22 protein-coding genes and 1 riboswitch are annotated in these 23,685 nt (G+C 67.8%); of the genes, 18 read left to right on the top strand and 4 right to left on the bottom strand.

What is annotated here, in order from left to right:
- The first annotated feature begins 52 nt into the window (after positions 1 to 52).
- The 5 genes from gsiB (at position 53) to EJO71_RS21545 (ending at position 5,526) form a co-directional block, all read left to right on the top strand.
- A complete protein-coding gene (gene gsiB, locus EJO71_RS21565) occupies positions 53 to 1,606 on the top strand; it encodes a glutathione ABC transporter substrate-binding protein GsiB (RefSeq protein WP_125950711.1) in 1,554 nt (517 codons plus the stop codon).
- A gap of 80 nt (positions 1,607 to 1,686) precedes the next feature.
- Positions 1,687 to 2,607 carry a glutathione ABC transporter permease GsiC gene (gene gsiC, locus EJO71_RS21560; protein WP_125950710.1) on the top strand — a complete coding sequence of 307 codons (921 nt, stop codon included), beginning with the start codon at positions 1,687 to 1,689 and terminating at the stop codon, positions 2,605 to 2,607.
- Positions 2,608 to 2,617: 10 nt separating this feature from the next.
- Positions 2,618 to 3,544: a glutathione ABC transporter permease GsiD gene (gene gsiD, locus EJO71_RS21555; protein WP_125950709.1), complete on the top strand. Its 927-nt coding sequence runs from the start codon at positions 2,618 to 2,620 to the stop codon at positions 3,542 to 3,544.
- 18 nt (positions 3,545 to 3,562) lie between these two features.
- Positions 3,563 to 4,699 carry a P1 family peptidase gene (locus tag EJO71_RS21550; RefSeq protein ID WP_125950708.1) on the top strand — a complete coding sequence of 379 codons (1,137 nt, stop codon included), beginning with the start codon at positions 3,563 to 3,565 and terminating at the stop codon, positions 4,697 to 4,699.
- A gap of 8 nt (positions 4,700 to 4,707) precedes the next feature.
- Complete coding sequence (locus EJO71_RS21545; protein ID WP_125950707.1) at positions 4,708 to 5,526, top strand: M55 family metallopeptidase; 819 nt, start codon at positions 4,708 to 4,710, stop codon at positions 5,524 to 5,526.
- Positions 5,527 to 5,548: 22 nt separating this feature from the next.
- Here the strand turns inward: EJO71_RS21545 and EJO71_RS21540 are convergent, their stop codons facing one another.
- A complete protein-coding gene (locus EJO71_RS21540) occupies positions 5,549 to 6,442 on the bottom strand; it encodes a LysR family transcriptional regulator (RefSeq protein WP_240651471.1) in 894 nt (297 codons plus the stop codon).
- A gap of 105 nt (positions 6,443 to 6,547) precedes the next feature.
- On the opposite strand from EJO71_RS21540, the gene EJO71_RS21535 reads away from it, so the two are divergent.
- The 9 genes from EJO71_RS21535 (at position 6,548) to EJO71_RS21490 (ending at position 15,809) form a co-directional block, all read left to right on the top strand.
- The gene (locus tag EJO71_RS21535; protein ID WP_125950705.1) at positions 6,548 to 7,885 is read left to right on the top strand and encodes an arylsulfatase; all 1,338 of its coding nucleotides are present in this window, start codon (positions 6,548 to 6,550) and stop codon (positions 7,883 to 7,885) included.
- Positions 7,886 to 7,895: 10 nt separating this feature from the next.
- Positions 7,896 to 8,867: a tripartite tricarboxylate transporter substrate-binding protein gene (locus EJO71_RS21530; protein ID WP_125950704.1), complete on the top strand. Its 972-nt coding sequence runs from the start codon at positions 7,896 to 7,898 to the stop codon at positions 8,865 to 8,867.
- Between the two features lie 282 nt (positions 8,868 to 9,149).
- The gene (locus EJO71_RS21525) at positions 9,150 to 10,928 is read left to right on the top strand and encodes a nitrite/sulfite reductase (RefSeq protein WP_125950703.1); all 1,779 of its coding nucleotides are present in this window, start codon (positions 9,150 to 9,152) and stop codon (positions 10,926 to 10,928) included.
- Positions 10,925 to 11,320: a DUF934 domain-containing protein gene (locus tag EJO71_RS21520; protein WP_125950702.1), complete on the top strand. Its 396-nt coding sequence runs from the start codon at positions 10,925 to 10,927 to the stop codon at positions 11,318 to 11,320. The genes EJO71_RS21525 and EJO71_RS21520 overlap by 4 nt, the downstream gene beginning before the upstream one ends.
- A gap of 20 nt (positions 11,321 to 11,340) precedes the next feature.
- Positions 11,341 to 11,961, top strand: a complete 621-nt coding sequence (locus EJO71_RS21515; protein WP_125950701.1) for a phosphoadenosine phosphosulfate reductase family protein — start codon at positions 11,341 to 11,343, stop codon at positions 11,959 to 11,961.
- 42 nt (positions 11,962 to 12,003) lie between these two features.
- Positions 12,004 to 12,945: a sulfate adenylyltransferase subunit CysD gene (cysD, locus tag EJO71_RS21510; RefSeq protein ID WP_125950700.1), complete on the top strand. Its 942-nt coding sequence runs from the start codon at positions 12,004 to 12,006 to the stop codon at positions 12,943 to 12,945.
- 115 nt (positions 12,946 to 13,060) lie between these two features.
- On the top strand, positions 13,061 to 14,401 hold the full coding sequence (locus EJO71_RS21500; RefSeq protein ID WP_125950699.1) for a GTP-binding protein: 1,341 nt from the start codon (positions 13,061 to 13,063) through the stop codon (positions 14,399 to 14,401).
- Between the two features lie 41 nt (positions 14,402 to 14,442).
- Entirely contained in the window at positions 14,443 to 14,772 is a 330-nt protein-coding gene (gene fdxA / locus EJO71_RS21495) for a ferredoxin FdxA (RefSeq protein WP_056599092.1), read from the top strand.
- Positions 14,730 to 15,809, top strand: a complete 1,080-nt coding sequence (locus tag EJO71_RS21490; RefSeq protein WP_125950698.1) for an NAD(P)/FAD-dependent oxidoreductase — start codon at positions 14,730 to 14,732, stop codon at positions 15,807 to 15,809. The genes fdxA and EJO71_RS21490 overlap by 43 nt, the downstream gene beginning before the upstream one ends.
- On the opposite strand, the gene EJO71_RS21485 is transcribed toward EJO71_RS21490, so the two are convergent.
- Entirely contained in the window at positions 15,806 to 17,110 is a 1,305-nt protein-coding gene (locus tag EJO71_RS21485; protein ID WP_125950697.1) for an aminotransferase class III-fold pyridoxal phosphate-dependent enzyme, read from the bottom strand. The two genes, EJO71_RS21490 and EJO71_RS21485, sit on opposite strands and share 4 nt — an antisense overlap.
- Before the next feature lie 114 nt (positions 17,111 to 17,224).
- Here EJO71_RS21485 and EJO71_RS21480 point away from each other — a divergent pair, with 114 nt between their 5' ends.
- Positions 17,225 to 17,959 carry a TetR/AcrR family transcriptional regulator gene (locus tag EJO71_RS21480; RefSeq protein ID WP_125950696.1) on the top strand — a complete coding sequence of 245 codons (735 nt, stop codon included), beginning with the start codon at positions 17,225 to 17,227 and terminating at the stop codon, positions 17,957 to 17,959.
- On the opposite strand, the gene EJO71_RS21475 is transcribed toward EJO71_RS21480, so the two are convergent.
- Positions 17,946 to 19,838 carry an adenylate/guanylate cyclase domain-containing protein gene (locus EJO71_RS21475; protein WP_125950695.1) on the bottom strand — a complete coding sequence of 631 codons (1,893 nt, stop codon included), beginning with the start codon at positions 19,836 to 19,838 and terminating at the stop codon, positions 17,946 to 17,948. The two genes, EJO71_RS21480 and EJO71_RS21475, sit on opposite strands and share 14 nt — an antisense overlap.
- A 200-nt stretch (positions 19,839 to 20,038) precedes the next feature.
- Positions 20,039 to 20,139, top strand: a riboswitch (TPP riboswitch).
- 76 nt (positions 20,140 to 20,215) lie between these two features.
- On the opposite strand from EJO71_RS21475, the gene EJO71_RS21470 reads away from it, so the two are divergent.
- Positions 20,216 to 21,565, top strand: coding sequence for a cytosine permease (locus EJO71_RS21470; RefSeq protein WP_125950694.1), 1,350 nt, complete (start codon positions 20,216 to 20,218; stop codon positions 21,563 to 21,565).
- Here EJO71_RS21470 and thiD read toward each other — a convergent pair.
- The gene (gene thiD, locus EJO71_RS21465) at positions 21,510 to 22,358 is read right to left on the bottom strand and encodes a bifunctional hydroxymethylpyrimidine kinase/phosphomethylpyrimidine kinase (RefSeq protein WP_125950693.1); all 849 of its coding nucleotides are present in this window, start codon (positions 22,356 to 22,358) and stop codon (positions 21,510 to 21,512) included. The two genes, EJO71_RS21470 and thiD, sit on opposite strands and share 56 nt — an antisense overlap.
- Before the next feature lie 35 nt (positions 22,359 to 22,393).
- On the opposite strand from thiD, the gene EJO71_RS21460 reads away from it, so the two are divergent.
- Together EJO71_RS21460 and thiS are read left to right on the top strand one after the other, a co-directional pair.
- Positions 22,394 to 23,485: an FAD-dependent oxidoreductase gene (locus EJO71_RS21460; RefSeq protein WP_125950692.1), complete on the top strand. Its 1,092-nt coding sequence runs from the start codon at positions 22,394 to 22,396 to the stop codon at positions 23,483 to 23,485.
- Positions 23,482 to 23,685: a sulfur carrier protein ThiS gene (gene thiS, locus EJO71_RS21455; RefSeq protein ID WP_125950691.1), complete on the top strand. Its 204-nt coding sequence runs from the start codon at positions 23,482 to 23,484 to the stop codon at positions 23,683 to 23,685. The genes EJO71_RS21460 and thiS overlap by 4 nt, the downstream gene beginning before the upstream one ends.

Below are 23,685 nucleotides of genomic sequence, written 5' to 3'. Positions count from 1 at the left end.
TCTCAACCCGCAGGCCCTCCTGCTTTTTCCTCGAACCGACTGGAGTTCTTCCATGAAGCAATCTTCTTCCTCCCTGCGCTGGGCATCCGCGCTGCTGGGCCTGGCCGCGCTGGCCGCTTCGGGCACGGCACTGGCCGCGAAAGACGTGGTGCTGTCGATCGGCTACCAGCCGGAAACGCTGGACCCGTACAACACCAACACCACCATCACCACCGCGGTGACGAAGACCTTCTATGAAGGCCTCTTCCAGTTCGACAAGGACCTGAAGGTGCAGAACGTGCTCGCCGAGAGCTTCGACGTGTCGAAGGACGGCCTGGTCTACACCATCAAGCTGCGCACCGGCGTGAAGTTCCACGACGGCACCGACTTCAATGCCGACGCCGTGAAGTTCACGCTCGACCGCGTGCTGAACCAGGACAACAAGCTGCTGCGCTACAACCAGTTCAACCGCGTGAGCAAGGTCGACGTGGTGAACCCGACGACCGTGCGCATCACGCTGAAGGAGCCCTTCGGCCCCTTCATCAACTCGCTGGCCCACGCCTCGGCCGCGATGATCTCGCCCACCGCGCTGAAGAAGTGGGGCAACAAGGACATCGCCTTCCACCCCGTGGGCACGGGCCCCTTCGAATTCGTCGAGTGGAAGCAGACCGAAGCCGTCAAGGCCAAGAAGTTCGACGGCTACTGGAAGAAGGGCTACCCGAAGGTCGACACCGTGTCGTGGAAGCCGGTGCTCGAGAACAACACGCGCGCCGCGATGCTGCAGACCGGCGAAGCCGACTTCGCGTTCCCCATTCCCTACGAGCAGGCCGAGCTGCTGAAGAAGAGCGACAAGCTCGAAGTGGTGGCCACTCCCTCGATCATCACGCGCTTCCTGGCATTCAACATGCTGCAGAAGCCCTACGACAACCCGAAGGTGCGCGAGGCCATCGGCTACGCCATCAACAAGGAAGCGCTGGCCAAGGTCGCCTTCGGCGGCTATGCCTTCCCCGCGCAGGGCGTGCTGCCCCAGGGCGTGAAGTACGCCGAGAAGATGGCTCCCATCCCCTATGACCTGAAGAAGGCCAAGGAGCTGATGAAGGAAGCCGGCTACCCCGACGGTTTCGAGTCGGTGCTGTGGAGCGCCTACAACAACACGACCAGCCAGAAGACGATCCAGTTCGTGCAGCAGCAGCTCGCGCAGATCGGCATCAAGCTGCAGGTGCAGGCGCTCGAAGTGGGCCAGCGCACCGAGCAGGTGGATGCATGGCCCGATCCGAAGACGGCCAAGGTCCGCATGTACTACACCGGCTGGTCGTCGTCGACCGGTGAAGCCGACTGGGGCCTGCGCCCGCTGTTCGCCTCGGAAGCCTGGGCTCCCAAGCTGAACAACATGTCGTTCTACAAGAGCGAGGTGGTCGACAGCTCGCTGGCCAAGGCGCTGGTGACCACGGACGAGAAGGAGCGCGCAGCGCTCTACAAGACCGCGCAGGAAGAGATCCGCAAGGACCTGCCGCGCGTGCCGATGATCACCGAGCAGAACCTGTCGGCGCACGCCAAGCGTCTCTCGGGCGTGTTCGTGATGCCCGACGGCAACATCAACATCGACGCCATCTCGACGTCGAACTGATCCCCGGTTTCTCGTTTCCTGACTGACTGCCCGACGGGCGATGGCATGCCGCCATCGCCCGTTCGCGGCAACCGCACCCCATGCTGAATTACTTCCTCAAACGACTGTTGGGCCTGATCCCCACGCTGCTCATCGTGGCGGTGCTGGTGTTCCTGTTCGTCCACATGCTGCCCGGCGATCCGGCGCGACTTGCCGCCGGCCAGGATGCCGACGAGCAGACCGTGGCCATGGTCCGCGCGGAGCTCGGGCTCGACAAGCCGCTGCCGCAGCAGTTCGTGAACTTCTTCACCCACATGCTGCAGGGCGACTTCGGCACCTCCATCCGCACGCGGCGGCCGGTGGCGACCGAGATCGGCGAGCGCTTCTTCCCGACGGTGATGCTGACCATCACCAGCATGGTGTGGGCGGTGATCTTCGGCATGGGCATCGGCATCGTCTCTGCCGTGTACCGCAACAAATGGCCCGACCGGCTGGGCATGACGCTCGCGGTGTCCGGCATCTCTTTCCCCGCATTTGCACTCGGCATGCTGCTGATGCAGATCTTCTCGGTCCAGCTCGGATGGCTTCCCACGGTGGGCGCCAGCAGCTGGAAGCACTACATCCTGCCCTCGATCACGCTGGGCGCGGCCGTGGCGGCCGTGATGGCGCGCTTCACGCGGGCCTCTTTCGTCGAGGTGATCCAGGAAGACTTCGTGCGCACCGCGCGCGCCAAGGGCGTGCGCGAATCCGGCGTGGTGTTCAAGCACACGCTGCGCAACGCGCTGATCCCGGTGGTCACCATGATGGGCCTGCAGTTCGGCTTCCTGCTGGGCGGCTCGATTCTTGTGGAAGCGGTGTTCAACTGGCCGGGCCTCGGCCGCCTGCTGGTCGACGCCGTGCAGATGCGCGACTACCCAGTCATCCAGACGCTGGTGCTGCTGTTCTCGCTCGAATTCATTCTGATCAACCTGGTGGTGGATGTGCTGTACGGCTACATCAACCCCACCATCCGCTACAAGTGAGCAAGCAGCCATGACGCAAGCTTCCGGCGTGCCTGCCGAAACCCTCATTCCGACCGCACCGGTCGTCGCCGTTCAAACCGCCGGCAAGGTCCGCACGCCCTGGGGCGAATGCTGGCGCCGCTTCAAGAAGCAGCCCGTGGGCATCGTCGCGGCGCTCTTCGTGCTGCTGCTGGTGTTCATCGCGGTGTTCGCGCCGTGGATCGTGCCCTTCGATCCGGAGAACTTCTTCGACTACGACATGCTGAACACCGGCCCCTCGGCCACGCACTGGTTCGGCGTCGACCCGCTGGGCCGCGACATCTTCAGCCGCATCCTGATGGGCGCGCGCATCTCGCTGATGGCCGGCTTCCTGTCGGTGGTGCTGGGCGGCATCGTCGGCACGGCATTCGGCCTTCTGGCGGGCTACTACGAGGGCTGGTGGGACCGCATCGTGATGCGCATCTCGGACGTGCTCTTCGCCTTCCCCGGCATCCTGCTGGCGCTGGGCGTGGTGGCCATCCTGGGCAGCAGCATGACCAACGTGGTGGTGGCCGTGTCGGTGTTCAGCGTGCCCGCCTTCGCGCGGCTCGTGCGGGGCAACACGCTAGTGCTGAAGCAGCAGACCTACATCGAGGCCGAGCGCAGCATCGGCGCCTCGGACTGGACCATCATCGTGCGGCACATCCTGCCGGGCACCATCTCCTCGATCGTGGTGTATTTCTCGATGCGCGTGGGCACCTCGATCATCACGGCGGCCAGTCTTTCGTTCCTGGGCATGGGTGCGCAGCCGCCGACGCCCGAATGGGGCGCGATGCTCAGCGAAGCCCGCGCCGACATGGTGACCTCGCCGCACGTGGCGCTGTTCCCCAGCCTGGCCATCTTCTTCACCGTGCTCGCCTTCAACCTGCTGGGCGATGCACTCCGCGACGCGCTCGACCCGAAAATCGACCGCCAGTAATTCCGGTTCTCCTTCTTCATGTCTTCCAGCAAGCAGCAAGCCCAGTTCCCCTTCATCGGCAGCCTGCTCCAGGGCGAACGCAACGCCATCACCGACGTCGAGGGCGTCACAGTGGGCCACTGCACGCTGGCCGACGGGCCCGTGCAGACCGGCGTGACCGTCGTCCGACCCCATGCGGGCGACCTCTTTCGCGACAAGGTGCCCGCCGCCGCCGTGGTGCTCAACGGCTTCGGCAAGAGCGTCGGCCTGCTGCAGGTCGAAGAGCTCGGCGTGCTCGAGACGCCCATCGCGCTGACCAACACCTTCTCGGTCGGTACGGTGGCGGCGGCGCAGATCCGCCGCTGCGTGGCCGACAACCCCGAGACCGGACGCACGCTGCCTACGGTGAACCCGCTGGTGTTCGAGTGCAACGACGGTTTCCTCAACGACATCCAGCGCATGGCCGTGAGCGAGGCCGACTACCTGCAGGCGCTGGCCGATGCCGGAGTCGACTTCGCGCAGGGCTCGGTCGGCGCGGGACGCGGCATGTCGAGCTTCCAGCTCAAGGGCGGCATCGGCAGTGCCTCGCGGCGGGTGTCAGCGCGCAACGACGGCACCAGCGGCGGCCTGGGCGGCAGCAAGAACACCGGCACGGGCGGCCTGCACACGGTGGGCGCGCTGGTGCTGGCGAACTACGGGCGCCAGCCGCAGCTGCTGCTGGCCGGGCATGCGGTGGGCGAACGGCTCGGCGCTCTGCAGGCCGAGCGCAGCCTCCCGGCGGTGAACGAGGCCGAGAAGGGCTCGATCATCATCGTGGTGGCCACCGACGCCCCGCTCGACGCGCGCCAGCTGCGCCGCCTCGCGCTGCGCGCCGGAGCCGGACTGGCCCGCACGGGCTCGGTCTTCGGACACGGCAGCGGCGACATCGTTCTGGCCTTCTCCACCGCCTACACCGTGCCCGGCGACGTGGCCCGGCCGATGCCCGCGGTGGCGATGCTGCACGACGGGCTGCTCGATGGCCTGTTCCAGGCCGCGGCCGACAGCACCGAGCAGGCGATCATCCATGCGCTTTGGCGCGCGACGCCCGTCACCGGGCGCGACGGCAACCACCGTGCCGCGCTGGGCGAGCTGCTGCCCGCCTCCACCCTTTTCTCTTCTTCCAACCGCCACGCCTGAGGCCTCGCATGAAAGTCCTGATCTCCACCGACATCGAAGGCGTCGCCGGCGTCTATCAATCCGAGCAGGTGCGCGCGGGCAACCCCGAATACGAGCGCGCGCGGCTGCTGATGACGCACGAAGCCAACGCAGCCATCGCGGGCGCCTTCGACGCGGGCGCCACCGAGGTGCTGGTGAACGACTCGCACGGCGGCTTCCGCAACATGCTCGCCGACGTGCTCGACGCCCGCGCCCGCGTGATACAGGGCAAGCCGCGCTACCTGAGCATGGTGGCGGGCGTGGAGGAAGGCGTGGACGCCGTCTGCATGGTCGGCTACCACTCGCGCGCGCAGGGGCGCGGCATCCTGGCGCACACGATCAACAGCTTCGCCTTCGCAGGCATCTCGCTCGGCGGGCAGGAGCTGGGCGAGGCCGGGCTCTACGGCGCACTGGCCGGCGAGTACGGCGTGCCCGTGGTAATGGCCAGCGGCGACGACGTGTTCATCGCCGAGAACCGGGCGCTCTTCCCGCACGCGACCTTCGTCGAGACCAAGAAGGCCACGGGCTGCACCAGCGGCATTTCGCTGTCGCCCGAGCAGTCGCGCCGGGCCATCCGCGCCGGCGTGGAAGAAGCGCTGGCGGCGCGCGCGAAGGCCAGGCCGCTCGTCTTCGAAGGCCCGCAGACCGTGACGCTGCGCGCCCAGACCTCCGCCCTGGCCGACCTGTTCTGCCAGTGGCCCGACTTCGAGCGCGTGGACGGCGTCACCCTGCGCTTCACCGCCCGCACGGTGGAAGCGGCCGTGCGCATGCTCAACTGCTGCTCGGCGATGTCCACCATGCTGCGCTGAGGCGCGGCCGGCCCCGGGGAACTCAGGCCGGCGCGGCCTTCAGGGCCAGAAGCTTGTCGCGCAGCGCCTCCATCAGCGGCGACCAGCCGGAGCCCGGGCGCGACAGCAGCACCACGGCGCGGGGCACGCGCAATGCCGGCACCGGCAGCACGGCGAAGCGGCTGTCATCGGCATGCCGCATGAAGGAGCGCGGCACCAGCGTGACCAGATCGGTCGCCGCCAGCACCGAGAGATTGAGCTCGGACGCGAACGGCACCTCCATCACCACCCGCGGCGCGGGCAGGTTGTGGCGGGCGAAGATGTCGGTGAGCGCCTTGAAGGCGGCCGAGCTTGCCGGGCCCGAGATCCATCCGTACGCGGTGACATCGGCCAGAGCCACGCGGGCGCGCTGCGTCAGCGGATGGCCGAAGCGAACCAGGGGCAGCATCGGGTCGTTGTCGACCTTGGTTCGCTCGGCATCGAGCGGCTGGCCTTCGTAGGCGGGCACCAGCGCAAGATCCAGTTCGCCCTGGCGCACCAGGGTGGCAAGGGTGTCCGAACGGTCCACGCTCAGGCGCACCCGCAGCCCCGGTCGCCTGGAAAGCAGGGAGCCCAGCGCTGCCGCGACGCGGTTGCCGGACGTGGTGTCGGTCACGCCCACGCGCAGCAGCCCCGACTGCTGCGCCCGCATCTCGTTGGCCAGCTGCACCGTGTCCGCGTAGTCGGCCTGCAGCCGGCGCGCCTGCTCGGCAACCCTCAGCCCGGCCGACGTCAGCACCATGCCGCGCGCGCTGCGCTCGAACAGCTGCAAGCCGAACTCGGCCTCCACCCGGCGCACGGCCTTGGTCAGCGCGGGCTGGGTCACGCCCTGCTCGTCGGCAGCGGCCGAGAGCAGGCCCGACTTGGCGACCGCAAGGAAGTACTGGATATCGCGCATCGACAGGGACATTCCTGCAGTTTATGACTTCGGCAATGTTCAGGAATGGGATCCGGCGGCACCGGCACTTAGATTCCCCACACGCCAACCCCTCGATCGAACGCCATGCCGACGCCCTCCTCCACACCCAACATCGTCCTCATCGTTGCCGACAACCTCGGCTGGGGTGAGCTGGGCTGCTACGGCGGAGGCGCGCTGCGAGGCGCGCCCACGCCGAACATCGACAAGCTCGCGAAGCAGGGCCTGCTGCTGCAGAACTTCAATGTGGAGAGCGACTGCGTGCCGACCCGCTCGGCACTGATGAGCGGACGCCATCCGATTCGCACCGGCTGCCTGCAATCGGTGCCGCCGGGCCTTCCGCAGGGGCTGACGCGAAACGAGATCACCCTGGCCCAGCTGCTGTCGGCGCAGGGCTATGCCACCGCGCACTACGGCAAGTGGCACCTGGGCGACGTGCCCGGGCGCTTTCCTTCCGACCGGGGCTTCGACGAGTGGTACGGCATTCCGCGCACCACGGACGAGAGCCAGTTCACCTCGACGGTCGGCTTCGATCCCTCCGTGGTGGACCTGCCCTGGATCATGCGTGGCCGCAGCGGCGAGCCCTCGGAAGGCGTGAAGGTGTACGACCTCGAGGCACGGCGGCACATCGATGCCGACCTGGTGGACATGTCCATCGACTTCATGCGGCGCCACACCACGGCCGGCAAGCCCTTCTTCCTCTACCTGCCGCTGGTGCACCTGCACTTCCCCACGCTGCCGCACCCCGAATTCGCCGGACGCACGGGCGCGGGCGACTTCGCGGATTCGATGGTGGAGATGGACCACCGCGTCGGCCAGGTGGTGCGCGCACTGGACGAGCTGGGCGCGGCCGACGACACGCTGCTGATCTTCTGCAGCGACAACGGGCCCGAGTTCCGTGCCCCCTACCGCGGCACCGCCGGCCCCTGGAGCGGCACCTATCACACGGCGATGGAAGGCAGCCTGCGCGTGCCGTTCATCGCCCGCTGGCCGGGCCGCATCGAGGCGGGCCGTGCGAGCAACGAGATCGTCCACGTGACCGACCTGTTCACGACCCTGGCCGGCGTGGCCGGCGCCATCGTGCCGCAGGACCGGCCCATCGATGGCATCGACCAGTTGCCCTTCTTCCTGGGAGAACGCGAGAAGTCGGCCCGCGAGGGCTTTCCGTTCTACATCAAGAGCGATCTGCGGGCAGTGAAGTGGCGCGACTGGAAATTGCACTTCTACTGGGAGCCCGAGGTCAACGAAGGAAAGGGCAAGCTGGAGTCGCCCTATCTCTTCAACACCACCCGCGACCCCAAGGAAACGACGGACGTGCTGGTCTACAACACCTGGGTGCTGGGGCCTGTGCTCAAGCTGGTCAAGGCGTTCCAGGACAGCTTCGTGCAGCACCCCAACACGCCGCCCGGCCAGCTCGACGGTTAAGGAGCCCTCGATGAACACTCCCTCTGCTTCCCGTCGCCACGCATTGGCCGCCCTGGGCGGCGCCATGGCACTCGCGGTTTCGCCCCGGCTCCTTGCCCAAGGTACCGGCCGGCCCGTCACATGGCTGGTCGGCCAGCCGCCCGGCGGCAGCGTGGACATCCTCACGCGCCTTGTCGCGCGGCATGTCGAGCAGACGCTCGGCCAGAGCGTGGTCGTGGACAACCGGCCGGGCGCGGCCGGCGCCATCGCGCTGCAGGCGGCCGCGAGGGCGCCTCAGGACGGATTGACGGTGATCACCATTCCCGGGCCGATCCTGACCAACGTGCCCGTGCCCCGAATCGGCAAGGAGCTGACCGGCGTGGCGACGCTGGCCAAGGGACCTATGGTGCTCGTGGGCACCACGGCGACGCCCCTGCCGCCCACGCTGGCAGGGCTGCTCGCCGCCGCCGGCAAGGACCCGAAGGCGTTCAGCTTCGCCTCGTCCGGCAACGGGACCAGCCAGCACCTGGCCGGCGAGCTGATGAACCAGATCGCACGCACGCAGATCGTGCATGTTCCCTACAAGGGAGGCAGCCAGGCCGTCACGGACGTGGTGGGCGGGCAGGTGCCGCTGGGCATGCTGGGCATCACGCCGGTCCTGCCGCACATCAAGGCGGGCAAGCTGCATGCCTACGGCGTGACGACCGCCGCGCGCTCGGCCGTGCTGCCCGACGTGCCCACGCTGCACGAGGCCGGTTTGCCCGGCTTCGACGCGGACCAATGGTTCGTGGTGGCCGCGCCTGCGGGCGTGCCCGTCGAGCGCGTGCGCGCCTTCAACGCGGCCATCGCCCAGGCATTGCAGAAGCCCGAGGTGCAGGCGGGCTACGCGGCCGCGGGAGTCACGCCCGCCCCCGCCACGGCGGAGCAGACAACGGCTTTCGTGACGCAGGAACTGCAGCGCTGGCAGGCGCTGGCCGCAAAGGCCAACCTCACGCTGGATTGATCGGCCGGGGCGCACGCCCCCGACCGCACAGCATCCGCCGGACCGCCCGCCGGCTACCGGATCTCCACGGGATTTGCCGCCTCGGAGGCGGCTTTCCGCTTTATCCGGAATAAGCATCCAACCGTCCCGCAACCCGCATGGATGCTGGCGAATAAGCTTATCCGCATAAAGCGCGAACCAAAAAATAGTTTGGTTCCATAAGGCGCGCGACCAGAATCGCCGCTTCTTGCTGGGGTGCCCCGTTCCACGCGCGGCACCGCACTTCCTCAAGACACACGCACGATGTATCAATACACAGAATTCGACAAACAGTTCGTCCACCAGCGGGCTGCCCAGTTCCGCGACCAGCTCGAACGCTGGCAGAAGGGCAAGCTCGCAGAAGACGAGTTCCGCCCCCTGCGCCTGCAAAACGGCTGGTATGTACAACGCTACGCACCGATGCTGCGCGTGGCCGTGCCTTACGGAGAACTGTCGAGCCGCCAGCTGCGCGTGCTGGCGCGCATCGCGCGTGAATACGACGAGCCCGAAGCCGAGGTCTACAAGAAGGCCATCGAGACGCAGGGCCTGCTCGGCAGCCACAAGCTGCCCACCCACTACGCCCATTTTTCGACGCGCCAGAACGTCCAGTACAACTGGATTCCGCTGGCCAAGTCGGCCGACGTGATGGACCTGCTGGCCTCGGTCGACATGCACGGCATCCAGACCAGCGGCAACTGCATCCGCAACATCACGAGCGACGAGCGCGCGGGCATCGCCATCGACGAAGTCGCCGATCCGCGCCCCTTCGCGGAAATCATGCGCCAGTGGAGCACGCTGCACCCCGAGTTCGCGTTCCTGCCGCGCAAGTTCAAGATCGCCATCACCGGCGCCACCGAAGACCGCGCAGCCACCGGCTGGCACGACGTGGGCCTGCACGTGGTGAAGAACGAAGCCGGCGAGATCGGCTTCCGCGTGCAGGTGGGCGGCGGCATGGGCCGTACGCCCATCGTGGGCACGGTGCTGCGCGAGTTCCTGCCGTGGCAGCAGATCATGAATTACCTCGAGGCGGTGATCCGGGTCTACAACCGCTATGGCCGCCGCGACAACATCTACAAGGCGCGCATCAAGATCCTGGTGAAGGCCGAAGGCCAGCGCTACATCGACGACGTCGAGGCCGAGTACAAGCAGATCCTCGAGCACGACGGCGGGCCGCACACCATCACGCAGGAAGAGTACGACCGCGTGGCCGCCTCCTTCGTGCCGCCGACGCTCGCCACCCGCGTGCTGCAGAGCGCCGAGAAGACCGACGCAGAGCTGCGCGCCCACGCCGCCGACGACGTGCAGTTCGCCCGCTGGCTCGCGCGCAACGTGGCCCCGCACAAGAACCCCGCGCTGCGTGCCGTGACGCTGTCGTTCAAGCGCCTGAAGCAGGCGCCCGGCGACGCATCGGCCGACCAGCTCGACACGCTCGCCGAACTGGCCGACCGCTTCTCGGCCGGCGAAGCCCGCGTGACGCACGACCAGAACGTGGTGCTGCCCTGGGTGCATGCCGAAGACCTGCACGCGCTGTGGCTCGCCGCCCGCGCCGCCGGCTTCGCCAGCGCCAACGTGCACCTGCTGACGGACATGATCGCCTGCCCCGGCGGCGACTTCTGCGCGCTGGCCAATGCGCGCTCCATTCCCATCGCCGAAGCCATCACCGAGCGTTATCAAGACCTCGACGAACTCGACGACCTGGGCGAGATCGACCTGCACATCAGCGGCTGCATCAATTCGTGCGGCCACCATCACAGCGGCCACATCGGCATCCTGGGCGTCGACAAGGACGGCAAGGAGTGGTACCAGGTCACGCTCGGCGGCTCCGACGGCTCCGCGCTCAGCGGCGCGCCGCAAGCCGGCAAGGTGGTCGGCCCCTCGTTCTCGGCGGCAGAAGTGCCCGGCGTGATCGAGGCCGTGCTGACCGCCTACCGCGACACCCGCGAAAGCGGCGAGAACTTCATCGACACGCTGCGCCGCGTGGGCCCCGATCCGTTCAAGGCCGCCGCCAACGGTGCGCGTTTCAAGGTGGAGGAAGCAGCATGAAAAAGACTTTGAACATTCTTGCCGCCGAAGATCACATCGACGACGGCGACCCGAAGGTGCTGCAGCTGGCCAACGATGCCGACCCGCTCGCCATCGAGGTGTGCCTGGAAGACATCGAGCGCATCGACCTGAACTTTCCGAAGTTCACCGATGGCCGCGCCTACAGCCAGGCCTTCCTGCTGCGCCGCCGCCTCGGCTTCACCGGTGACATCCGCGCCACGGGCGACGTGCTGATCGACCAGCTGGTGCAGATGGAACGCACCGGCTTCTCCAGCGCCGTGCTCAAGGAGGGCGTGGACGCCTCCGACGCGCAGCGCCAGTTCGACCGCTTCGCCGCCTTCTACCAGGGCGATGCGGTGAAGACCGCTCCGCACTTCGCGGCCGGCAACTGAGACGCGTGGAAGCACCGGACATGAGCATCGACCTCGAACGCATCAACGCCGAACTCGGCCGCAACTCGGAAGGCCTGGTGGACTGGGCGCTCGGCCTGGGCCAGCCTGCGATCGTCACCACCAACTTCCGGCCCTTCGAGGCCGTCATCCTGCACATGGTCACCCGCGTGAAGCGCGACGTGCCGGTGGTGTGGATGGACAACGGCTACAACACCGAAGCCACCTACCGCTTCGCCGATGAGGTAACGAAGCAGCTGGGCCTGGACCTGCACATCTACCTGCCGCGCCGCTCGCGCGCGCATCGTGAAGCCGTCGATGGCCCGACGCCGGCGCTCGACGATCCGCGCCACGCAGCCTTCACGGAAGAAGTAAAGCTGGAGCCCTTCGCCCGCGCACTGCGCGAGACGGCGCCCAAGGTCTGGTTCACCGCACTGCGGGCCACCGACACGGCCGTGCGCGCGCAGATGGACCCGGTCAGCGTGAACCCCGACGGCCTCATCAAGGTCGCACCGCTGCTGCACTGGTCGTCCAAGGACCTCTACGAGTACTGCGAGAAGCACGGCCTGCCCAACAACTTCGACTACGTGGACCCGACCAAGGGCGAAGACAACCGCGAGTGCGGACTGCACCTGTCGCACTGAGACCCGACGCCCCACCGATCCTCCGCATCCAGCACACACCCGATGAACGCCCGTACCGAAACCGAACTGCTGCTGCCGCCGGCGCACCTGTCCAACACGCACCTCGATGCGCTGGAAGAAGAAACCATCTTCATCCTGCGCGAAGTCGCGGCCGCCTTCGAGCGCCCCACCCTGCTGTTCTCGGGCGGCAAAGACTCGCTGGTGCTGCTGAAGTGCGCGGAGAAGGCTTTCGGCGTCGGCCGCATTCCCTATCCGCTGCTGATGATCGACACGGGCCACAACTTCCCCGAAGTGACCGCCTACCGTGACCAGCGCGCGAAGGAACTGGGCGCGGAGCTGATCGTTCGCAGCGTCGAAGACTCGATGAAGCGCGGCACCGTGCGCCTGGCCCACCCGGGCGAATCGCGCAACGCGCACCAGTCGGTGACGCTGCTCGAAGCAATCGAGGAATTCCGCTTCGACGCGCTGATCGGCGGCGCCCGCCGCGACGAGGAAAAGGCGCGCGCCAAGGAGCGCATCTTTTCGCACCGCGACAGCTTCGGCCAGTGGCAGCCCAAGGACCAGCGCCCCGAGCTGTGGACGCTGTTCAACACCCGCCTCGCCCCGGGCGAACACTTCCGCGTGTTCCCCATTTCGAACTGGACCGAGCTCGACGTGTGGCAATACATCGCCCGCGAGGAAGTCGGCCTGCCCTCGATCTACTACACGCACAAGCGCGAAGTGGTGGAGCGCCGCGGCCTGCTCGTGCCGGTGACCGAACTCACCCCGCCGCGCGACGGCGAGACCGTGCAGGTGCGCGACGTGCGCTTCCGCACCGTGGGCGACATCACGACCACATGCCCGGTGGAAAGCCTGGCAGCCGACGCGAGCGACGTGGTGCTCGAGACGCTGTCGGTCGACGTGAGCGAGCGCGGAGCGACCCGCATGGACGACATGACGTCCGAAGCTTCGATGGAAAAGCGAAAGAAAGACGGGTATTTCTGACCCACCCCCAGGCTTCGCGCACTTCGTGTCGCTACGCCCACCCCCTCGAAGGGGGCAACACCAGCGGCCCGGCAAGGCCGGTTCCGCGGTGTTCCACGAATTGGAGAACCACTCAATGAACGCTGCCGTAATTTCCAACGCCTCGCCCGCCGACGTCCACGGCGACACCGGCACCGCCCTGCGCTTCATCACCTGCGGCTCGGTCGACGACGGCAAGAGCACGCTCATCGGCCGTTTGCTGGTCGACAGCAAGACCGTGCTGCAGGACCAGCTGGCCGGCGTGCAGCGCGGCGGCGAGACCGACCTCGCGCTGCTGACCGATGGCCTTTCGGCCGAGCGCGAGCAAGGCATCACCATCGACGTGGCCTACCGCTACTTCTCGACCGCCAAGCGCAAGTTCATCATCGGCGACGCGCCGGGCCATGAGCAGTACACGCGCAACATGGTCACCGCCGCCTCGGCCGCCGACGCCGCCGTGGTGCTGGTCGACGCGACCAAGCTGGCCTGGGCCGCCGAAGTGGAAGACGGCACCGTGGTCAAGCGCGAGCTGCTGCCGCAGACGCGCCGCCATTCGCTGCTGTGCCATCTGCTGCGCGTGCAGTCGATCGTGTTCGCGGTGAACAAGCTCGATGCCATCAGCGATGCCGGACTGGCCTTCGAACGCATCTCGGCCGCGCTGAACGCCTTTGCCGAAGCGGCCGGCGTGAAGGTCGCGGGCATCGTGCCGATTTCCGCTCTCAAGGGCTGGAACGTGGCCACGCGCCATGCCGATTGGGTCGGCTACGAGGGCCCGAGCCTGCTCGAATTGCTCGAAGACCTGCCCGTGACTGCGCAGGACGAGGCCGTGCCCTTCGCCTTCCCGGTGCAATGGGTCGAGAAGTTCTCGTCTTCCGCCGACACCTCGCAGGGCCGCCGCGTGTTCTGGGGCCGTGTCGCCTCGGGCCACGTGGAACCCGGCCAGCGCGTGACCGTGCTGCCGAGCAACCAGACCGCCACGGTCGCCCAGGTGCTGAGCCACACGCGCCAGCCGAAGGCGGTGCACGCAGGCCACAGCGCCGGCATCGTGCTCGACCGCGAGGTCGACGTGTCGCGCGGCGACTGGCTGCTGGCGCCCGGCGCCTTCGAGCCGGTGCGCGAGATCACCGCCACCGTGGCCTGGCTCGACGACGAGCCTCTGGTCGCGGACCGCGTGTACTGGGCGCTGCAAGGCCACCGCTGGGTGAAGGCCAAGGTGGCGCGCATCGTCGATCGCGTGAACATCACGACGCTCGAATCGGAGCCGGCGACGCAGTTGGAAGCCAATGCCATCGGCGACGTGGTGCTGGCGCTGCAGCAGCCGCTGGCCGTGCTGCCCTTCACGCAATCGCGTGCGCTGGGCTCCCTTGTGCTGGTCGATACGGCCTCCCACAAGACCGCCGCAGCCGTGCTCGTGCAACCCTCCGCCGCAAAGGCCTAAAATCTGGGGTTTCCCCCGACATCACTGACGTTAAAAGACAAATGACCCACGTCGTCTCCGAAGCCTGCATCCGCTGCAAATACACCGACTGCGTGGACGTTTGCCCCGTCGACTGCTTCCGCGAAGGTCCCAACATGCTGGTGATCGACCCGGACGAATGCATCGACTGCGCGGTCTGCATTCCCGAGTGCCCGGTCAACGCGATCTACGCCGAGGAAGACCTTCCCGCGAACCAGATCGCCTTCATCAAGATCAACGCCGAGCTGGCCCTGGCCGACGGCTGGAAGAGCATCACCAAGCGCAAGCCCGCCCTGCCCGACGCCGAGGAGTGGAAGGACAAGACGGACAAGATCGGGGAGCTGGTGCGCTGAACCAGCCGGCCGCCATCGCCGCTCCCATCGAGACCGATGCGCTGATCGTCGGTGCCGGCCCCGTGGGGCTGTTCCAGGCCTTCCAGCTGGGCCTGCTCGAAATCTCCTGCCAGATCGTCGATGCGCTGCCCGCCGCCGGCGGCCAGTGCGTGGCGCTGTATGGCGACAAGCCGATCTACGACATTCCCGGCACGCCGGTGACCAGCGGGCGCGACCTGGCGCAATCGCTGCTGCAGCAGGTGGCGCCGTTCAAGCCGCAGTTCCATTTCGGCGAGCAGGTTGCGACGCTGGCGCGCGAGGCCGATGGGCGGCTGCTGCTGACCACGTCGGCAGGCAAGGCGTTCCTCGCGAAGACGGTGTTCATCGCGGCCGGCGTCGGGGCCTTCGTGCCCAAGCGCATCGCCGTCGAGGGCATCGCGCAATTCGAGGGCAGCTCGCTCTTCTATCACCCCGATTCGCTGGACCGCTTTGCGGGCCAGACGGTGGTGGTCAACGGCGGCGATGACATCGCGCTGGAAACCTCCATCGCGCTCACGGCCGCCGCGAAGCAGGTCACGCTGGTGCACCGGCGCGACGGCTTCCAGGCCGATGAAGCCACGGTCGCCGCCATGCGGGCGCTCGTGACAGAGGGCAAGCTGGCATTCAGGGTCGGCCAGCCCACCGCCTTCGATGGCAAGCAATTGCAGATAACCACGCCCGACGCGACCACCGTCGACCTGCCGCTCGACGCGCTGGTCGCCTGCCTCGGCATCTCCCCGCGCCTGGGCCCCATCGCCGACTGGGGCCTGGAGCTGGAGCGCAAGCAGGTGCCGGTCGACACCGAGAAGTACGAAACCCGCGAACGCGGTGTGTTCGCGGTGGGCGACATCAACACCTATCCGGGCAAGAAGAAGCTCATCGTCTGCGGCTTCCACGAGGCCACGCTGGCCGCATGGGGCGCCACGGCCATCGTGTTCCCGGGCAAGGCCGTGCCGCTGCAGTACACGACCACCAGCACGCGCCTGCACGAGCTGCTGGGCGTTGCCGGCTCCCGCTAGTTCGCGCAGGGCAGCAATGCCCGGTATTCGCCGATGAAGCTGCCGACGGCGGCAACGTAGCGGTCGATGTCCGCATCCGTCAGCGGCAGCGACAGCACGACGAAGCCACGCGGCGAGGTGTAGATGCCCTCGCTCAGCAGATGGAAGAACAGCAGCTGGCGCAGGCGGGCGTCGACCGGCGCCAGGTCATCGGTGCTGCGCACCTCTCCGGCCACGAAGTGCGCGTTCATCAAGGAGCCCACGCCGGTGAACTGCATCGCAACGCCCTCCCCGGCGCACAGCGCGTTCAGCCGCTGCCGCATCGCATCGCCCCGTGCGGCCAGCGCACCGGCCGCCTCTGGCGTGAAGAGCTTCGTGAGCCCGGCATGGCCGGCCGCCATCGTCAGTACGTTGTTGTTGAAGGTGCCCGAGTGGGCCAGCGGCCCGGTGCGCGGGTCGAACAACGCCATCACGTCGGCGCGCCCGCCGAAGGCGCCGAAGGACATGCCGCCGCCGATGTACTTGCCGAGCGTGGTCAGGTCCGAGCGAATGCCCAGCTTGTTCGCCAGCCCTTGCGGCGCCAGGCGCGAGGTCATCACCTCGTCGAAGACCAGCAACGCGCCGACGCGCGTGGCCGATTCGCGCAATGCCTGCAGAAAGTCGAGGCGCCCCGGAATGCAACCGCTCGCGCCCTGCATCGGCTCGGCCAGCACGGCGGCGATCTCGGGGCCGTGCTTTTCGATCTGCTCGCGCGCCGTTTGCGCGTCGTTGTAGGGCAGCACGAGGAAATCGAAGGGCACGGTCGTCGGAAGCGGTTTCGCGCCGAAGCCCAGCACGCCGCCGTGGTAGCCGCCCGAGAACACGACGAGCTTGCGACGTCCCGTGAAGTGCAGCGCCGCCGTCAGCGCCATCAGGTTCGCCTCGGTGCCCGAATTGGTGAAGCGCAGCTGCTCGATCTGCGGAAAGCGCTCGCAGATGAGCCTGGCAAGCCGGCCTTCGAGCAGGTTGTGCCCGGTGAGGTTGATGCCGCCCTGCATCGCGCCGATGACGGCCTCGCGGATCTCCGGCGCCGAATGACCGTAGACGCCGGCCGTGTACTCGGCGATGAAGTCGGCATAGCGGTGGCCGTCGGCGTCCCACAGCGCGGCCCCCTCTCCCTTGGCGATGGTCAGCGGAAACGGCGCATAGAACAGCACCGAGCGGCTGTTCGCGCCGGGCATGTAGCGCGCCTGTTCCTCGAACTGTCGAAGGCTGGCCGGATTGTTCTCGGTGAAGCGCTGATGCGCTCCGGCAAGGGCCTGGTCGATGGCGGCATGGGTCATGGCGGATGTCCTTCGGGTGGTTGCGCGCCCGTCGCTTGCAGCGCATTTAATTGATCAATGCTCAATTAATATTGTTTATACCGTCAACCCGACTGCAGCACAATGGCTGCAACCATGACGAAGAAATCGCCTCCCAAGCCACGTACGGCCGGCCGCCCCGCCGGCGGCGGCGCCCTGACGAAGCAGCGCATCGCCGAGGAGGCGCTGGCGCAGATCGACGAATTCGGCCTCGGCGCCTTCAGCATGCGCGAGGTGGCGGCCCGGCTCGACGTGTATCCGGCCACGGTGCACTGGCACATGAGCACGCGCGAGGCGCTGCTGGCGGAGGTGGCCGCCACCGTCATGGCCGAAGTCGCTCCACCGCCCGGCAAGCTCACCTGGCAAGCCTGGATCGCCGAGCTGTTCCGCCGTTGCCGAGCCGCGGTGCGGCGCCACCCGAACGTGGCACAGCTGCTGGGCGCGCAGCTCGTGTCGAACGGCAGCCTGCCGATCGAACTGGTCGAGGGCGTACTGGCGGCGCTGACCGAAGCCGGCTTCGAGGGCGAACCGCTGCTGGAGGCCTACAACTGCGTGGTCGCCGCGATGCTGGGCTTCCTGACGATGGAGTTCTCCCCTCTGCCCGCCGACAACACCCGGGCCTGGGCCGAGGAGCTTCGCGAGCGCGTGCACACCATTCGCCCGCTCGACCACCCGGTGCTCACGCGCAACCTGGCACAGCTGGCCAACAAGGCCTTCATCCTGCGCTGGGACAACGGCACGACGGTGCCGCTCGACAGCAGCTTCGAGCGGCACATCCAGATCACCATCGACGGGCTGGAAGCCTTCGCGCGCAGGGTCAGGGCGGCGTAGGCCCCAGCAGCTCGTACAGCGCCATGCGCGTCTGCCGGCCGCGCAGTTCCGCGAGCTCCTCGATGCGGCGCGTGGCAAGCCGCCCGCCCAACCCTTCGAAGGTGGCCTCCGAGATCAGCGTGCGCGTGCCCAGCTCCTTGTTGGCACCCTCGATGCGGCTCGCCGCGTTGATCGCGTCGCCGATGGCGGTGTAGGAGAGCCGGTCGCTCGACCCGAGCACACCGGCGATCACATGACCGGTGTGGATGCCGACGCGCGTGCGGAACTCGGGCAGGCCCTCGCTGCGCCACTTGTCGTTGAGCGCATTCATCCCGGCGTGCAGTTCGAGTGCAGCCGTGCAGGCCCGGTATTCCGGGTCTTCCAGGTCGGTGGGAGCACCCCACAGCACCATGATGCCGTCGCCCATGAACTTGTCGATCACGCCGCCATGCCGCGCGAAGATGCTCGCAGCGAGGTTGAAGTATTCGGTCAGCTGCCTCACCAGCAAGTCGGCCGGCATCGATTCGGAAATGCTGGTGAAGCCCTCCACGTCGGTGAACATCGCGGTGATGCGGCGCGGCGAGCCGCTTGGCCCCAGCGCATGCCCTTCGGCGATGAGCTGCCGGATGATGTCCACCGGCACGAACTTGCTGAAGGCCTTGAGGCTGCGCGCGGACTCGTCCAGCGCCTGGTTGAGGTGCTGGACCTCCAGTACCCGGCTCGGCACCAGCGGCAGGTTGTCGAGCTCCAGCCGCCCGATGCGGCGCGCAACGAGCGAGAGGTTCTCGATCGGCCCGGTCACCAGCTTCGACAGCCGCAGCGAGATGAACAGCGCCAGCCCGAGAAAGCTGACCGTCAGCAGCAATGACCACAGCACCGAGCGCTGCAGGCCGCCGAGCAGCATTTCTTCGGGCTCCCAGCTCACGAGTTGCCACCGGGTGTGTGGAATGTGCGAGGTCTGCACCAGGTAGCGGAGCCCTTCGTGCTCGATGGAGAAAGCCAGGTCGTCGACCCCACCCGCCGTGCTGGCCGCAAGCATGTGCGCGTGAATGGCACCGAGCACGCCGGTGTCGGGCGATTCCAGTTCGCGCACCGGCTCGGGGTGGTCGCTGCGTGCGATCACGTGGTGGTCGGAACTCAGCAAGGCGCTCTCGCCGCTGCCCAGCTCTCCGAAGATGTGCACGAGCTTCGACAGGTGTCCCAGCGACACGTTGCCGTCGACCACGAGCCCGCGCCTGTGGCCTTCGTCGTCGACGCGCCCGGAAGGCCGTGCATGGCCGATGGCGAGTTCCTTCGCGTCGCTCATCAGGAAGGGTTCGGTCCACACCGGTCCCTTCGCTTCCACGGCCTCGCGGTACCAGGTGCGCTTCTCGGGATCGAAGTCGCTGCGGTAGGCCGAGATGGCCGTCGTCGCGAAGCGCTGCCTCGCGTCGCCGCCGTCGAGGTCGGGCGAGCTCTTGTATTGCCAGGTCTCGGTGCTGAAATCCGGTCCGCGCAGCACCTGCCGGATGGCCGGGACCGGGTAGCGCACGGCCATCAGCACATGGCCGTCGTCGGTGGCCACGTTGATGCTGTCGAGCTCGGGCGTTTGCTCGAGCATGGTCCAGAGCATCTCGGCGGTCTGCTCGCCGTCCTCGCCGGTCGCATGCACGCTGGGCGAATCGGCTATCGCGCGAATGACGCCCTCGGTCTTCGCCAGGAATGCGAGCACGTTGTCCTCGACCCTGTCGTGATTGATCTTGTGCGCTGTCGTCCCCACCCTGGACACCAGCTTCTCGGCCGCCCAGTAGCCGAAGGCCACCAGCAACAGCGACTGCACCAGCGCGACGGCGCAGATGATGGTGCCTACGTCGACCCTGAAACGGCGCAGCCGGGGGCCCTTGAAATCTTCATCTCCCATGCAAGTTCCTCTCCACTTTCCTGTCCTCTTCGCGCATCCTCCGCGCGCTCCCTGTTCTTCTGTTGGTCGTTCTTCTTGCTTCGCCGATTCTCTCCCGGCTTGAGTTCGACCCCGGGTTTTCCCTGCCTCACAAAGGCACGCCTGCCGTCGCGGCTTCCCGGCAGCGGATAAACTTGCGCCCGCGCCACGGGTTCCCCGGGCGCACTTGCTAGGGGTGCTGGGCGGCTTGCCGTCCGGCTGAGAAAGTCCCTTTGAACCTGATTGAGGTAATCCTCGCGCAGGGAAGCTGGTCCGGTGGCCGCTCACGTTCTCTCGCGTGACGGCTGTGTCGCTCGGGCCCCGCCCACCTGCCAAACCTTTTGCACTGGAGCAAACGGATGGCACACGACAACTACAACGACGGCAGCAACGCCGCGACCGTCTCGAACGAGGCGCTGACGCCGCTGCCCGCCTCCCAACGCGTTTTCGGCTGGCACGACCATGCCTCGCTCTGGTTCAGCCTTGGCGTGGGCCTGCTGGTGATGCAGATCGGCGCCTACCTGGCGCCGGCGGTGGGCACGCGCGATGCGGCGATTGCCATCGTGCTCGGCTCGTGCATCGGCGCCGGCCTGCTGGCCTGGACCGCGCGGCTGGGCTGCCAGAGCGGCCTGGCGAGCGCCGGGCTCATGCACGCAACCTACGGCAGCGCTTTCGCGCGGCTGCCAGTGCTGCTCAACATCGTGCAGCTGGTGGGCTGGACCACATTCGAACTCGTCGTGATGCGCGAAGGCACGCAAGCCATCGGCCAGTCGGTCGTGGGCTCGGCACTGGGCTCCTTCTGGGGCGGTGTGCTGACCACGCTGCTGTGGGGCGCCGTGCTGCTGGCGCTGCTCGCAGGCTCCATGGTCAAGCTGGTGCGGCGCTTCGTCAGCCGCTTCGGCCTGCCGCTGGTGGTGCTGTCGCTGCTCTGGCTCACGTGGCAGTTCGCGACACAGCTGCAGGTCAAGGGGCTGGATGCCTTCTGGGCCCGTCCTGGCGATGGTTCGATGGGCATGTTCGGCGCGCTCGACCTGGTGATCGCGATGCCTGTGTCATGGCTGCCGCTGGTGGCCGACTACGCGCGGCACGGCAAGCGCAGCGCGGGTGGCCTCGGCGGTGCGTTCGGCGGCACCTGGATCGGCTATGCGCTGGCGAACATCTGGTGCTATGCGCTGGGCGTGATGGTGGTGAGCGTGGCCGAGCCGGGCACGGGCCTCGTCACCGCGTTGCTGCTGGCCCAGGGCGGGTTGGTGGCACTTGGCCTGATCCTGATCGACGAACTCGACAACGCATACGGCGACGTCTACTCGGGCTCGGTCTCCACGCACAGCCTGCTGCCGCGCTGGAGCGTGAAGCGCTGGGGTCTGCTGCTGGCCGCGCTGTGCATCGCTCTGGCGCTGGTGCTGCCGATGCACACGCTTGAGCCCTTCCTGCTGTTGCTGAGTTCGGTGTTCGTGCCGCTTTACGGCGTGATCATCGGCCGGTTAGGCAGCGGCGAAGCGGTGTCGCCGGCAGGCTCGCGCCGAAAGATCGACTTCGGCGCGGCGCTGATCTGGATCGCGGGCATCGCGGCCTACCACGCGCTGGCGAAGTGGGCACCGCAGTTCGGCTCCGCGCTGCCGACGCTGGCCGCGACCTTCGTGCTCGCGTGGCTCAGCCGGCCTTCAGCGGAACACGGTGCGTCGGCACTGGCGCAAAGCCGTGGTTGAGGGGGCCATGACCCGCGCCGATCTTCACGTCCGCACCGGCGGCCATCGCGCCAAGGATGTAGGCACGCGCCCGTTCGACTGCTTCGGGCAGCGTCGTACCCAGCGCAAGGTGCGCGGCAATGGCGGACGACAGCGTGCAGCCGGTGCCGTGCAAGTTGCGGCTTTCGATACGCGCGGAAGCCAGGCGCCTGCGCTCGCCACCGGATTGCAGCAGCACATCGACCACATCGTTCCCAGGCAGATGACCGCCCTTGAGCAGCACGGCCTTCGCGCCGAGCGCAAGCAGCTCGTCGGCAGCGCCATCGAGCGCTTCGATGCCTTCGATGCCATGGCCGACCAGCAACGCAGCCTCGTCGAGATTCGGCGTGACGACCACGGCGCGCGGAAACAGTTCGCGCACCAGCACCTGCACCGTCTCGGCCGCGATCAGGCGGTCGCCGCTGGTGGCGACCATCACCGGGTCGAGCACCACGTTCTTCAGCTGGTAGCGGTCGATGGCCCAGGCCACCACCTCGACCACCTCGGGTGCATGCAGCATGCCGAGCTTGACGGCGTCGACGCCGATGTCTTCCACCACGGCCTGGATCTGGGCCTTGAGGAAGTCCGGAGGCACGCCGTGGATGCCCGAGACGCCGAGCGTGTTCTGCGCGGTGAGCGCGGTGATGGCCGTCATGCCGAAGCAGCCGAGGGCCGCGAAGGTCTTGAGATCGGCCTGGATGCCGGCGCCGCCGCCGCTGTCGGAACCTGCGATGGAAAGCACGCGTGCGTAGCGCTGGGTGGGCTCTTGGGTCATGCCGAAAATTATCGGCGACGCGAAGGAGCCGTGGCATGAGGCTTCCTTTCGACTCGGTCGCCATCCTTGGCGCGGGCCTCATGGGCCGGCTGATGGCGGTGACGCTCGCGCAGGCCGGCTGCAAGGTCGACGTGTTCGAGGCCGGGGGCCCCGAGGCCGAGGGCGCAGCGGCGCGCGTGGCCGCGGCCATGCTTGCGCCGCTGGCCGAATCGGCCGTGGCGCCGGTGTCGGTCGTGCGCATGGGCCAGCATGCGTTGTCGCGCTGGCCCGAGCTGCTGGCCTCGCTGGCGCAGCCGGTGTTCTTCCAGCGCGAAGGCACGCTGGTGCTCTGGCATCGGCAGGACAGCACCGAAGCCGCGCGCCTGGCGCGCGTGCTCGCCCGCACGGGCGAACAGGTGCCGGAGCTGCCGCCGATGCGGGCCATCGACGGTGCCGCCATCGCTGCGCTGGAGCCGTCGCTCGGCACGCGCTTCGCTCAGGGCTTGTTCCTGCCGGGCGAAGGCCAGCTCGACAACCGTGCACTGCTTGCATCGCTTCTTGCAACTCTGCAGGCGGATGCTCGCGTCACGCTGCACTGGCAGTCGCCACGGGCCATTCCGGACTTCGCGCCCGGCACGGCCGGCCAGCCCGACCGGGTGATCGACTGCCGCGGCCTCGGCGCCAGGCCCCAGTGGAACTCGCTGCGCGGCGTGCGCGGCGAGGTGATCCGCGTGCACGCGCCCGAGGTCACGCTGCAGCGCCCCACCCGCCTCGTGCATCCGCGCTATCCGCTCTACATCGCCCCCAAGCCCGGCAACCTGTTCGTGATCGGCGCGACCGAGATCGAGTCGGACGACATGTCGCCGGCCAGCGTGCGCTCCACTCTGGAGCTGCTGAGCGCCGCCTACGCGGTGCACAGCGGCTTCGCCGAGGCGCGCATCGTCGAGATCGCGACGCAATGCCGGCCCACGCTGCCCGACAACCTTCCCTCCATTCGCCAACCGCAGCCGCGCGTGATGCAGGTCAACGGCCTGTACCGCCACGGCTTCATGATCGCGCCCGCCATGCTCGACGCCGCGATGGAGCTGCTCGCGCATGGCCATTCGGCGCTCGCCGAGAGCTTCGGCCTGGAGGCGGCCCACACATGACGATGAACATCCTGATCAACGACAAGCCCTTCGCGCTGCCCGACCACGCCACGCTCACCGACGCGCTGGCCGCGCTGGAAGCGACGCCGCCGTTTGCAGTGGCCGTGAACCGCGAGTTCGTGCCGCGTTCGGCATACGCCTCGCACGCGCTGCAGCCCGACGACCGCATCGAAGTGATCCGCCCCGTGACGGGCGGCTGA

This window comes from Variovorax sp. 679 (assembly GCF_003952185.1).
Classification (GTDB): Bacteria; Pseudomonadota; Gammaproteobacteria; order Burkholderiales; family Burkholderiaceae_C; genus Variovorax.
This window is presented reverse-complemented; position numbering and strand designations above follow the sequence as displayed.